Genomic DNA, 13,173 nt, shown 5'->3' with positions numbered 1-13,173 from the left:
CCAGGACATTCCCCATAAGATGGGGGTTTTTTCACAAATTAATATTAAATAGCAACAAAGTTTACGAAAAGAGCCAAAAATAGACAGTTTCAATAATTTTTATTCAAAAAAGCGACTTCTCATCTCGAAAAGTCAGCAAAAGATTCAGGCACCACAACACTTCTTATACTTCTTGCCGCTTCCACACGGACAACGGTCATTGCGGCCAGCCTTCCTCTCTTCTTTTACTCTATTTATTTCTTTCGAAGGAACAGGCTGCAGATGATTTCGTTCCAGGCGTCCCAGTTCTGCAGGAGTGTACCCCTTCAAGATCCATTGTCTTGTATTATTCATGAGGTGAACAACATGGTCGGCTACTTCCTGAAGAGTTTCCATAGAATCCATTTCCAGATGACGGCTTAAATACTGCATGACCTCATTAGGTCCTTGATCAATTCTTACGGCATAAGTACACTCTTCCACGATCTGTTCAGCGATATCCTTTTCAACCGAAAAGTTAGCAGTAAGAAAGCGGACGAATTGTAAGTAACTTCGATTCCTGTCGGTAAAGTTTTGCTCCCCTGCCGTCAGAAGCTGATCTTTCGTAAAAGGATAATATGCAACATTGCTTCTGGACTTATGCTCCTCCTTGACCTTCTTAGGATCCATAACCCTTTTATCGGAATAGCCATTGTCATCTATACGAATATCCTTGCGCCGATAAGCATTAGCCTCATGAATAACATATAGGTACTCTCTAATCGGCAAAGCTTTCCCTGTGTATTTTTCCAGCATCTCAATAAGAACTGTAAAACTTAAGGTCCCATAATAATACAGCAGCCCTTTTGTCAGCTTAATCCATTCAGTATTTCTTCTTATAACCGAGGTGGCATTTTCATCCTTATTCAGCTCTAGTATTGCAGTTATCAATTCTTGAGGAACAACCAGACTCTTTTCACCATTGTAAGTACCAGAATAAATCAGGCCGGTTGTACGGAGATATTCAACCTGCTCCCATCCGAGACTGCCTGCAGACACGTGCCCTCCGTTGCTAGCTGCTTTGATAAGCCACCCGAAACGCTCTTCGTCCCAAAGCAAGTAAAGGTTTCCTAGAGACAAGATCCTTTCTTCCAAAACCTTCTGCAAATCGGCCTTCTTCAAACTGCTGACGCCTTGAATATCGTGCGCCTTCCGTATGTCGTCTAATTCATATTTTTTAAAGTTTCCTAATGCATCCTTCAACTTAAGAGGAATGGTTATATCACTCCAAAACTTGATAAATCTGCTCTTTTCATGTTCCTCTTTCATATTGTTCAATCCTGACAGAATATTTTTCATCGCTGCCTGCAGCTGCTTGTCTGCCACTCTAACACCTTCTTCATTTGAAATTAATAAGAACCTATATCTACTTTTCATAGCATCAGTAGTTAGATCAATACATGATATCGGACCTTAATAGATTATAGAAATCATTATACCAAACATGAAGCGATGAAACTTCTGAACAATGAAAGATTGTAATACGAAGTGCTATCAGAAATCCCTGGATACTAATTTTTTCAGGTTTCAAAGGGAGAGCAGCTCCTTTCTGCCTACCTTAAAGGTCACTGATTTAAGACAAAATCACTTAAATTTTAATCTTAACCAACCACGAATTTAACAAAATACTTCAAAAAAATAACTACCGCTCCCCTTGGACCACTGTGCTATAATACAAAAAAAGGAGGTGTTAAAAATGGAAGAAGTATTGAATCAAATATTGCTCGAATTAAGACAAGGTCAAAGAGTGATAGTTGAAATGAATGGAAGACTTGAGAAAGTTGAAGGTTCTGTCGGAAACTTGGAGGGCTCTTATAGAAGGTTAGAAGGCTCTGTTACTGGGTTAAAAGGTTCTGTCGGAAACTTAGAAAGGTCTTTTGAAAGTTTAAAGGGCACTGTTAATGGTTTAAAAGGTTCTTTTAAAAGTATGGAAGGGACTGTTAGTGGTCTAGAAGGTTCTGTCGGAAACTTAGAAGGGTCTTTTGAAAGTTTAAAGGGCACTGTTAGTGGTTTAGAAGGTTCTGTCGGAAACTTAGAAGGGTCTTTTGAAAGTTTAAAGGGCACTGTTAATGGTTTAAAAGATTCAGTCGGAAAAGTAGAAGGCACTGTTAATGGGTTAGAAGGTTCTGTCGGAAACGTAGAAGGCACTGTTAATGGGTTAGAAGGTTCTGTCGGAAACTTAGAAGGGTCTTTTGAAAGTTTAAAGGGCACTGTTAATGGTTTAAAAGATTCTGTCGGAAACGTAGAAGGCACTGTTAATGGGTTAGAAGGTTCTGTCGGAAACCTAGAGGAATCTTATAGAAGTATAGAAGGCTCTGTTGATAAAGTACAAGAAACTGTAGACAGGATTGAAGCATCCCAAACTCAGGATGTAGTTGCTTTGTTAAAGACTTCTCGTAAATACACTGAGTCTGAATTTGATTACCTCAATAGCAGACTAACTCACATGGATAAGCGCATCTTTAAGTTAGAAAAACGTGTAGAAAATTAAAGAGGTCTCATGGAACAATAAACAGTTCCCTTCTAATAAGGCAATTACTTAGACTACTTTCAAACTCCTCCATAAATAAGCAATCACACAATGTTAAAAGTTTTCACTTCCTTAATGAAAGAATGGCTGCACTTCTGATTCTAATTTCTCCGTCAATCCGATCGCAGCAATCGTCACTCCTGCTGTTTGAATGTAATTTCCTATTGCTTTGATTCTTTCCCCCAACTTAATTTGACCCTTAACATTGTACAAAGCTCCTATTGCTTCAATGAGGAGTCCGAATGATTGGATGAGATTGCCTGAAACCAAAGTCTTTAAGAAAGGTGTCTCTTCTGATGAACGTAATCCTGCTGTTTCACTCAGGGCTCCTAGAAATTGAACAGAGTCTCCTACGACGTCAAGCTTGAACCCGTTTTCTTCCTCTTCGTCTAGAATAAGAAGGGCTGCAGCAACATTAGTAATGTTCCCAGCTGCCTGAAGCCATGCACCGAGGATAGTAAGAGTCGTTCGTTTTTCAAAAGAAGCTTTTTCTCTTCCTATAGCTTGAAGGGCGTTTCCCGATGCTTCAATCCCATTTCCAAGGGCAACGAGCTTTAAGCCCTTTTCCACCGAAGAGTCTTCTGAAGTGCTGGCTAAAGTCGTCCCGCCGACAGAAACAATTGCAGCTCCTCCTGCCTGGATCCACCCTCCTGCCGTTTCAAGCAATGTACTGTAGTAATCATCCACTTTTATCACCCTTTTCATTCCCGGTTTCTTACTATCAGTGTATGAAGGTAACCAGAAGTTGCAAATGGGGAATCTTGATGCTAAATACGAAAACTTCTGCAATAATTAAACCTCATAGGTCAGTCTCTCCCCTATATAAAGTTCGACCTTTTCATTTGGTTCTTTTTGCAACTTTGCTGCTAGTTAAAATGGGGTACGAAAAAATGATCCTAAAACATTTGTATGGAAGGAACCATAATCACCACAGCCCTGCCCAACATATACTAACTCAAAGAGAGAGAGGTGGATTCAGGTGAAGATAAATACGACAGAAACATGGCTTTCCCTGCTGGAAGCGCAAATTGAAAAGAAAACAAAGAAGGACGGGAAAAGAAAAGAGGAGTATTCAAAAGACCATCTTCAATTAACATCAAGAATTGAAAAGCTCGAAATGGAAAATGACCTTTTACTTGAAAGAGTTGAAAATTACAAAAACATCGAACTTGCCTTAGCAAATGTTTATGATATTGCAGTTATATTTAACGATTCACTCAAAGCGATCTTGGAAAGCCAAAAAAAGATAGATTTCCTTGAAAAGCGAATGGAAAGGTTCGAAAAAGAATTAGCTGCTCAAGCCTTAACAATCAACGAATTAAGTCACAGTGAATTTATTACAGAAGCCAGCTTTTTGGAAAATACAGAGCTAATAAAGGATAATCTCTATAAAAAAATACTTCATCTTGAAAATAGAGTGGTGATGAATGAACGAGAGTCAATGGCTGAAAAAGGTTCTAACGAAACAAAAGTGGTAAGGAGAAGATTACCACCAGGCCCTAAATCCCCCGAATAATCGGTTAACATGATGACGAAACAGTACTGCAGCAGCAGCTTAAAAATTTTTTGGCGATTCTTTTAAACTCGAGATTCTTGTTTTAGGTAAAAATCTCATTTTCAAAGAATGGATCATTCGAAAGGTAAACCACCCAAGCATGACAGGTTGTCTTGAATACTCTAGTAGAGAAATAGAAATATATTATAAAGGAGTTTTTAAGTTGACCAACAACAAAAGGGTGGCAAAACAGACAGATAAGAGAGAGCAATTGAACTTAGTACTCAGCAGTTTAAGAGAAGCTATGCTAGAAGCAAAAGATGCAGGTGATTTTGAACTATCAGCGTCATTGCAAGTGGCTCTTGATCAGGTAGAGAATCAGGCTGCGGATTGTTTTGCAGTGGTTCTGGATCAATGTACAATCGAACTGCCAAATGCTGGGGGCACTATCATTAGCACTCCACCTCTTTTTTCAAGAGTTATTAATGATCCTTTTTCCCTGGAATGCTGTATCTCCCCAACGACTGTAGCGGCTGTTACAGATTGTGGAATCCTTCCGGATGCTGCAACTGTAAATGAAGTAAGAGCAACAGGTCCGCTCAACTACTATCTCACATTTGACTTGAACACCTACTTTAATGATGGTAATCAAAATTGTAACGATCAGGAAGTAAGACCGTTTATTTGCCCAGGATCTACCTGTGTAGATGAGGTTCTCTGTTATACTCCGCTGGATGAAGTGGACGTGTGTCCTGACTTTTGTAATGGCGAGGTATTCTCTTTCGCGGTTAGATGCAGTCTATGTCAAATTGGTGATAAAATTACGGCAACCTATGTAATTGTCCATATTTTGCCTGATTGTAATTAATACTTTTTAACTAGATAAGGTTCAAGCTCAGCTTGAACCTTATCTTTATATGATTATCACTCTCTTTTTTCTGTGGCACTGAATAAAGTAAAAACGACCACTGTTCTTATAAGGTAAAATATTCTTATGTCCCCGAACAAAAACGCTACGGTGACTTTCACTATTTTCTTTTCTATCAGTCGGACTGCTTTACACTAAGCAAAGTAATTGTCGCCAGGATGATCACCATACCAAGATATTGAATCAGGTTCAAGTGATCCCCCAGAATCAAAAGACCAAATAATGAAGCTGTAACAGGTTCGATCATCGCTACCATTGAAGCGGTTGTCGGTGCCGTCTTTTGTATTCCAATCACATAAAAGATAAAAGAAATTCCCGCACCGAGAATTCCTAACAGCAGAAACCAGCCTAAGTCAGCTGAAGTCAATACACTAGCTGCTTCCCCTTTGTTGGATAAAAGAAAAAGGATGATACAAAAGGAAAAAAAGGCGATGGTTAACGTAGTCTGCGGCTTTCCAATCTTAGAAGCATTTTTAAACCCGAATATAAACAGTACATAAGAAAGGCCGGCAGCCAGACCAGCTGCTATCCCTAGAAAACTTATAGAAAGGGTTTCGAGATTGTAGGCGCCTGTAAGGAGGATGATTCCTGCAAGCACCCCTGCAATGCATCCCCATTTAAACCAGGTCGAACGCTCTTTGCCCAGTACGAACGAGAGCAGAAGGACGAAGACTGGCGCCGTGTACATTAGAGTGGAGGCAATTGGAATGCTGGCAGCCTGAATGCTTAAGAAGTAAAAAGTGAAATTTCCTGCAACCCCTGCCCCCGCCAAGACTGCCCATAAATAGAAACGCCTATTGAAAATCCAATTCTGCTTAACTCGAAACAGAAACCATGAGAAAAAACAAAGAAATCCAACAGCTCCCCGGTATAGTGAGATCACTATTGGATCCCAGCCTTTCCCCATTAAGATACCGGCTATTCCGCCACTAATGCCCCAGCATACAGCGGCTAACATCACTAACCCTATGCCTGCATATTTCATTGTGTGCCTCCTAAATATAAATATGGCTCGCACCTTTTATAACATGATAATAAACTTGTAGTAAGTGCAACCGGTAATAGAAAGGAACGAACCATTCACTAGTATCCTAATACAAGTTTTTTTTAAAAGGTATTAACGGTAATTCCCTTGTATACACTCCTAAAACCTATTCATGATGTATAAAAAGTAAAAGAGCAGATGAAAAGTACATCTGCCCTTCTTCTCTCTTCTAAACAAAATAACCAATATCATTAGTGATCCTATTTTTGTGCGAAGTTTATTCTATTGGAAAACCCTTATTGTTTACATAATAATGTTATAGTATTTTTATTTTATGTTTTCCAGCATCTTACTTTCTTGTTTTGGATCATCCATAGCGATCTCCTCCTTAAAGAACTGCAGTACTTCTAGGAAAAGTATGTGGCAATAGGACTTGGAATATTATTGTAGTTATGGATTTCTTTTTAGAGGGCTCTTTTTGTTTTTACCTTCTGAGTGTCCTAATAAATTTAAAGGGGGCATGTGAGGTACAAACTTTAAGAAGGCAAACCTGACCATAGTGAAACTCACAGACCAAAAAGGCTAAGAGGAAAAGTCTCTAAGCCCATTGCTGTTACCAGTATCTTCTATTAAATACACAGTCTATTGCGGTTATTGTTGAGTTAAAGTAAAGGTTTCTGTATTACATTCTATTCTACCTTCACACAATCCCTGCATTGCTCCTCAAAACTGAACCCCGTGCCAATAACTATAACCGATTTTCTTTCTATATGATTTTTCACAGTCCAGGGGCATGAAACAAATTAGCACGAAAATTTTACCCTTTATAGAGCAACCTAACAATTAGATGCAAAATAAGGGAACTTTCTTCCGTTAATTGCTGAATCTAACTGTATCATTACTAAATAAGGGAACATTTTTCCCTTAAGCCCAGAAAAATCACCTTATTTACCGTTTTTCAAGTGGATAGCGGTAAAAAATTCCTTTATTTCAGTTGTTTCTTATGAGTTCTACTAAATAAGGGAACTTTCATCCCTTATTTTCATACTTCTTTTTTCAGAGGTCGGCTTTTTTCTCCTAGCCGTTTTAATTGGTACCACATAAAAAAGGCGTAGAGACCAAATGTCGTCTCTAAGCCTTTTTACAGTGAATACATCCCCGCTATACCCAGCTTCCCCTAAAATCCTCTATGAACTGAGCGATTTGTCGAGGCTTCTTACCTGTAACTTTTTCAAAGTCATGTTTGATTCCTTTGGCGAGTCCCAGCTTCGTTGGAAAGTGGACACCCACGACAACATTGGTCATGCTTTCGTCTTCACCTGTCTCTGTCATGAACTCCTTAAATTCCTTAACAGATGGATTGGTATACTCAATTTTGACCCCAAGAACCTCTGTCATGATTTCGGCCACCTTATAGAAGTCCAATGCTTGGTCACCTGTTATGACATACTTTTTGTTCTCATGTCTTTTCGGATTGGTCAGTGATAATGCTGCCACTTCCGCAATGTCCCTGGTATCGACAAAGCTGGTCTTTCCCTTTCCGGCCGGGACAAAGATTCGCTTTCTCTCTCTGATTTCCTTACAGAGAAAGTCATTCAGATTCTGCATGAAATAGCCTGCCCGTATAAAGGTATACGGTATTTCGCTCTTTTTGATCAGCTTTTCCATTTTATAATGATGAATGAAGGGCATGAATTGAACATCCTTCACTGACAGGTACACAACCTGCTTTACAGCTGCTGCTTTTGCCTGAGAAATAAATTCCTCAAACTGCAGATTCTCTCCCGGCGGATACATGAGGAAGATTCGTTCGGTATTTTTTAGAGAATCTGGGAATGTTTCGGGTTTGGCAAAATCTAATGTAACAAATTCATAGTCGTTCTCATGTCTTTTCTTCGCTCTCTCGACATTTCTAACACCACAAATGAAGTCGGCATTTCTATCTTTCAAGGCTTGTGCCACTTGAAATCCGACCTTTCCTGTAAAACCTGTCACAAGTATGCTCATTGGGCATCCTCCTATAAATTAAGGGACGGGAAGACCCATCCCTTACCTTTAGATTTGAGCTGATTCTTCTTCCGTTTCTTCTTCATTGGAAGTCCGCAATGCGATTTCTTTTAGGAAAAAGGTGAAGATGACCGCTGCGATAATGGCCAGCATCGCAAAGGTGAAAACAGATGATAAGGCATAACTCAAAGCCTCTCGTAATGACAAAATCAGCGAATCAAACATCTCTGTCATTGGTGCAGGTATGTCACTTCTGATTTCACTCAGCGCATCAGGATTCATGAGAAGCTGCGGATCCTGCAGGCTGCTAAAATCCATGTTTCCTTGTGGTGCGCCTTCACCCTCCGGCAATGCAGGCATCTCCATCTCTTCTATCTTCTCACTCATACGGTTGGACATGATAGCACCCATGACGGCTACGCCAATCGTTCCGCCAAGTTCCCTGAACAGCTGGGAGGTTGCCGTCGCAACACCAAGATACTTATGCGCAACTGCATTCTGAACCGTCGTATTAAACACGGGGAATGTAACACCCATTCCAAGACCGGTCACAATCAAGTTCAAGATGACCCTCGTTAAGGACGATTCAATCGACAGCAGAGTGTTCAGGTAAATACCTAATGCCATAACCATCAAGCCGATGATGGCAATCTTCTTGTACTTCCCTGTCTTCGTAATCAAATTGCCGGCAATCGCACTGGATAGTACCATCGAAATCGTCATCGCCATTTCGATCATGCCGGAAGTTGTTGCCGTATCACCCGAAACCCCCTGTACATGGAAAGGAATATACATGATTACACTGAACATGCCCATCCCCAGTAAAAAGGCCACGATATTTGAAATGGTAAAAACACTGTTTTTAAACAGATACAGTGGGATGACAGGGCTCTTGACCCTCATTTCAATAATAAAAAATAGTACGAGGGAAACAAGTGACGTTGTGAATAATCCAATGATTTCAATTGAACCCCATGGATATTTTGAATCTGCCCATGAGAATCCGAGCAGCAGGGTCACGATTACAACCGTCAATACAAATGAACCCAAGTAGTCGATTTTTTCTTTTTCCTTCTTCTCTGCTTTAGGATAAAGCCTGGCAATCAGGATAAAGGCAACCACCCCAAACGGCAGGAATACCCAGAAAACCCACGACCACAGGAAGTTGTCAACAATGATACCTCCCAATGTTGGTCCGAATAAACTGGCCAATCCAAAAACGCCGCCCAAAGCTCCCTGCCACTTCCCCCGTTCTCTTGGAGAAAATAAATCCCCGACGGTGGCAAAGGAAACACTCATCAGCATTCCGCCGCCCAAGCCCTGAATTCCGCGGTAAATAATCAGCTGGATAATTGTATCCGAAAATCCGCTCATTAACGCTCCAATACTGAAAATAATGATTCCAACGAGAATGAAAATCTTCCGGCCGTAAATATCCGAAAGCTTTCCAACCAGGATAGCCGTGATACTCGATGTCAGCATATAGATCGTGAACACCCAGTCAAAGTACTCCATACCGCCTATTGCCGAAACAATCTTAGGCAGCGCCGTCCCCACAATCGTCATATTCAATGCCGAAAACAACAGCACCGACATGACCGCAATCATAATCAATGTTTTTTGTCTTCTATCTAATGTCTCCATTCCGCTGCTCCCCTTTTGGCTGTTCCTCTTGATACGCTTCAATTTTGTCTGAAATTTTATTAAGAAGCTTGATTGTCTGCAGCAGTTCCTCTTCAGAGAAATCCTGCAGGATATACTGGTACAATTCGACATGCTCCTGCTTTTTTTCTAAAACAAGCTGCCGTCCCTTTTCTGTCAAACCCAGCGTGACAACCCTGCGGTCCGTCTGGCTCCTCCTTCTTTCAATCAGCCCAAGGTTTTCAAGTTTATCCGCAATTCCCGTAGCAGCACCGGAAGTGACACCAAAGTGGTCCGAAATTTCGCTTGTCTTGATTTCCCCCTTATGATGAATCATAAAGAGAAAGATAACCTGGCTGTGATTGACTTCCCCGATATCCCGGGGCTTCATCACAGAAATACTGACCTCACTCGCTCTCTTTAATGAAGTCAACAGACTTTCAAATATGTTCAAAACAACAAACCTCCTGACAAATAAAAAATACCTTAGTAGCTAAGATATTTACAAACTAAGTATATTCAATTGTAAGGTTATATTCAAGATTCTTTTAGTTTGAAAACACATAAAACGAAGATATTTATAAGAGTTATTACCGGAGGGACTATTTAACAGCGAGTATTAGAAGGTTTATAGGGTTTTGTTTTGCATTTCTAACTTTTTAGCAGCTTTTCCAGTTTTCTTGTTGTAGAAGATGATGATAAAAACCTCAGCTCGCCAATATTTACCTTACTAAAGAAGGATATGAAGTCATTGAGGCTTTCGGACGGTTTAGAAACCAAACAAAAACTCGAAATCTATGATCCCTGCATCAACATACTCGATCGGATGCTTCCAAAAATTAGCGGAGAAAAAGTGTGCCGCTGGATCAGGGAGGATATGAAAAGCATGATGCCTGTCATCATGCTGACTGCAAAAGTCGAGGTAAAAAGCCGGATAAAGGGCTTCAAGTTGGGAGCAGATAATTATGTAGTGAAACCTTTCAGTGCTGCAAAGTTAAAGGTCAGGGTCGAGGCTGTTTTAAGACGCACAGAAAGCAGATGCGGAAAGTTAAGGTTTACAGGGTTCATGATTAAACCCGCTAAAGGAGAAGCATGGATTCATAAAAGTCAGCTTGAGCTTACCCACTATGAACTCAAGCTGCAGCACCTGTTTATGTGATTGTTCTCTGGCTGCACTTGCCTTCCTTAAGTAGTGCTTCAGCAACTCTCCTTCTTCTACCGTACCTAAATATTGGTGGCCGGTGTATGAAGCCCACGCCTTGATATTCGCCGTGGAGCCTTTGTCTGTCGACTGAATCTCCATCACTTGACTGGCTTCCAGGTTCGACATCTCTTTTTTGTTTTGACGATAGGCATTGAACAAGCGAGCCCTGTAGCATCGAGAACTCTTATAACTGTTACTTCCATTTTCCTCGGCCTCCTTTCTTAAGGATATTTTTAATTACCAACACACGTATTAAATTCACATAAATTTTCACTATAATTTCTAAATTCCAACTGCCTTAGCATGATAATACATCTCTCAGATAGTTTGTTAAAAACTTTCATTGAAAACATGCAGACGCTGGCTTGCTCATATTATTTGTGTTGGCTGAATTGCCTTTATTTCTGTCTATTGAGAAGAAACTCTATTTCCAATTGCTTTCTTTTCAAGTGTGACATTTATCACATCTTTTTATTTCATATTCTTTTAATATAGGGGTAGGGGTATAAAACAAGACTTCAAAGGAGCGGATAATATGAATAAAAAAATCGTCATTATTGGCGGAGTTGCCGGCGGAGCTTCAGTAGCTGCCCGTTTACGCAGATTAGATGAAACATCCACTATTGTTATGTTTGAAAGAGGAGAACACATTTCCTTCGCTAATTGCGGATTGCCCTATTATATCGGAGAAACTATTCAAGAACGTGAAAAGCTGCTAGTCCAAACGGTTGATGGCATGAGTAAGAAGTTCAACCTGGACATTCGCAACTTAAGCGAAGTGACAAGCATCAACCGGGATGAAAAAACAGTAACCGTAAAAAACTTAAAAACAAACAATGTCTATAAGGAAGATTATGATGTGCTAGTACTTTCACCTGGTGCAAGACCAATCGTCCCTCCTATTCCCGGCCTGAAAGAAGCGGATAACATTTTTACTCTTAGAAATATTCCGGATACAGACAGAATCAAAAGCTATATAGATGACCAGAAGCCAGACAAAGCAGTAGTAGTTGGCGGCGGTTTTATCGGACTTGAAATGGCGGAAAATCTTGCTCATCGTGGAGTAAATGTGACGCTTGTTGAAATGGCAAATCAAGTCATGGCCCCTGCTGATTATGAGATGGCAGCTATTGTCCACAAGCATCTTCGAGATAAAGGTGTTACTTTGATCCTTGAAGATGGAGTAAATTCATTTGAAAATAAGGGTAAAAAAGTAATTTTGAACAGCGGAAAAGACATCTCAACAGATATGGTCATACTTTCTATTGGTGTACAACCGGAAAGCAGTCTTGCTGTAAATGCAGGTCTTTCAGTCGGTGAGCGCGGTGGAATTCTTGTTAACGAGTATATGCAAACCAATGACGAAAGTATCTTCGCACTTGGAGATGCTGTTGAGGTAAAAGATTATATTAGCGGCAGTGCTGCAATGATTCCTCTTGCAGGGCCGGCCAACCGCCAAGGACGAATAGTTGCAAATAATATTTATGGCAAAAAAGAACCTTATAAAGGAACATTGGGAACAGGAATTGCGAAGGTATTTGATTTAACTGTTGCCACAACAGGAAACAATGAGAAAACATTGAAACGGTTAGGAAAAGAATATAAAGCAGTTCATATCCATCCTGCTTCCCATGCTGGGTATTATCCAGGGGCATATCCCATAGCTCTAAAGGTGCTCTTTGACCCTGAAAACGGAACAATCCTGGGAGCACAGGCAATTGGGAAAGATGGAGTCGACAAGCGAATTGATGTTATTGCTACGGCAATCATAGGTAACTTGACGATTTATGATCTTACTGAAATCGAACTGGCTTATGCCCCTCCTTTCTCATCTGCTAAGGACCCTGTGAATATGGCGGGATACGTGGCTGCTAATATGTTGGCTGAAGGTATTCAGACGATTCAATGGCACGAAATTGATTCAATTGTAGAAGCGGGCGGTCTCTTGATTGATGTTCGGGAACCAAATGAAAGAAAAAAAGGTTTCATACCTGGATCCATTAACATCCCTCTTGGTGAGCTTCGCGGCCGTCTTACAGAGTTTCCGAAAGACAAGCCGGTGTATGTATCCTGCCAGGTTGGACTACGAGGATATCTTGCAACCCGGATTCTTGCCGGTAATGATTTTGATGTTTTTAACCTTGATGGAGGCTGGCAAACGTATTCGGCTGTTTATGGTGGTGAATAATATGGCAGGCCCTCTTTTAAGGAGGGCCTGCCATATGTATGTTTTTTTACATAACACCATCGTAGGCAATCACTGCTAAACAACTATCAGGATACTAATGAAGAAATAAATAAAAGCTCTCAGTTCAAATAATTCCCCTTAAGTTTACGCGACATTCTTTGGAATGTTTAAGAAACC

11 protein-coding genes and 1 pseudogene are annotated in these 13,173 nt (G+C 40.4%); 5 read left to right on the top strand and 7 right to left on the bottom strand.

The window, feature by feature from the left end; all coding sequences use genetic code 11:
- Positions 1–144: 144 nt before the first annotated feature.
- Entirely contained in the window at positions 145–1,344 is a 1,200-nt protein-coding gene (locus FZC79_RS20100) for a YecA family protein (protein WP_252183413.1), read from the bottom strand.
- Positions 1,345–1,714: 370 nt separating this feature from the next.
- On the opposite strand from FZC79_RS20100, the gene FZC79_RS20095 reads away from it, so the two are divergent.
- On the top strand, positions 1,715–2,509 hold the full coding sequence (locus FZC79_RS20095; RefSeq protein ID WP_148948488.1) for a hypothetical protein: 795 nt from the start codon (positions 1,715–1,717) through the stop codon (positions 2,507–2,509).
- 111 nt (positions 2,510–2,620) lie between these two features.
- Here FZC79_RS20095 and FZC79_RS20090 read toward each other — a convergent pair whose 3' ends face one another.
- Positions 2,621–3,253, bottom strand: coding sequence for a DUF6944 family repetitive protein (locus FZC79_RS20090; RefSeq protein WP_148948487.1), 633 nt, complete (start codon positions 3,251–3,253; stop codon positions 2,621–2,623).
- 274 nt (positions 3,254–3,527) lie between these two features.
- Here FZC79_RS20090 and FZC79_RS20085 point away from each other — a divergent pair, with 274 nt between their 5' ends.
- Complete coding sequence (locus FZC79_RS20085; protein WP_148948486.1) at positions 3,528–4,064, top strand: hypothetical protein; 537 nt, start codon at positions 3,528–3,530, stop codon at positions 4,062–4,064.
- A 202-nt stretch (positions 4,065–4,266) separates the two neighbouring features.
- Positions 4,267–4,911 carry a hypothetical protein gene (locus tag FZC79_RS20080; RefSeq protein ID WP_148948485.1) on the top strand — a complete coding sequence of 215 codons (645 nt, stop codon included), beginning with the start codon at positions 4,267–4,269 and terminating at the stop codon, positions 4,909–4,911.
- Between the two features lie 175 nt (positions 4,912–5,086).
- On the opposite strand, the gene FZC79_RS20075 is transcribed toward FZC79_RS20080, so the two are convergent.
- The 4 genes from FZC79_RS20075 to FZC79_RS20060 form a co-directional block, all read right to left on the bottom strand.
- Positions 5,087–5,956, bottom strand: a complete 870-nt coding sequence (locus FZC79_RS20075; RefSeq protein WP_148948484.1) for a DMT family transporter — start codon at positions 5,954–5,956, stop codon at positions 5,087–5,089.
- Between the two features lie 1,161 nt (positions 5,957–7,117).
- Positions 7,118–7,963, bottom strand: a complete 846-nt coding sequence (locus FZC79_RS20070; RefSeq protein WP_148948483.1) for an SDR family oxidoreductase — start codon at positions 7,961–7,963, stop codon at positions 7,118–7,120.
- A gap of 48 nt (positions 7,964–8,011) precedes the next feature.
- Positions 8,012–9,607 (bottom strand): MDR family MFS transporter, encoded by a 1,596-nt coding sequence (locus FZC79_RS20065; RefSeq protein ID WP_148948482.1) that lies wholly within the window; start codon positions 9,605–9,607, stop codon positions 8,012–8,014.
- Complete coding sequence (locus FZC79_RS20060; protein ID WP_148948481.1) at positions 9,591–10,058, bottom strand: MarR family winged helix-turn-helix transcriptional regulator; 468 nt, start codon at positions 10,056–10,058, stop codon at positions 9,591–9,593. The genes FZC79_RS20065 and FZC79_RS20060 overlap by 17 nt, the downstream gene beginning before the upstream one ends.
- Positions 10,059–10,322: 264 nt before the next feature.
- Here FZC79_RS20060 and FZC79_RS20055 point away from each other — a divergent pair, with 264 nt between their 5' ends.
- Positions 10,323–10,763: a response regulator transcription factor gene (locus FZC79_RS20055; protein ID WP_148948512.1), complete on the top strand. Its 441-nt coding sequence runs from the start codon at positions 10,323–10,325 to the stop codon at positions 10,761–10,763.
- Between the two features lie 17 nt (positions 10,764–10,780).
- Here the strand turns inward: FZC79_RS20055 and FZC79_RS23695 are convergent.
- Positions 10,781–11,011 (bottom strand): annotated as a pseudogene (locus FZC79_RS23695) (sulfurtransferase TusA family protein); the annotation flags it as partial.
- A gap of 332 nt (positions 11,012–11,343) precedes the next feature.
- Between FZC79_RS23695 and FZC79_RS20045 the strand changes: the two are divergent.
- Positions 11,344–12,996, top strand: coding sequence for a CoA-disulfide reductase (locus FZC79_RS20045; protein ID WP_148948480.1), 1,653 nt, complete (start codon positions 11,344–11,346; stop codon positions 12,994–12,996).
- Positions 12,997–13,173 lie beyond the last annotated feature (177 nt).

This window comes from Rossellomorea vietnamensis, assembly GCF_008180615.1.
Taxonomy (GTDB): domain Bacteria; phylum Bacillota; class Bacilli; order Bacillales; family Bacillaceae_B; genus Rossellomorea; species Rossellomorea vietnamensis_D.
Note: the sequence above shows the minus strand (reverse complement) of the source record. Positions and strands in the feature narration are given on the sequence as shown.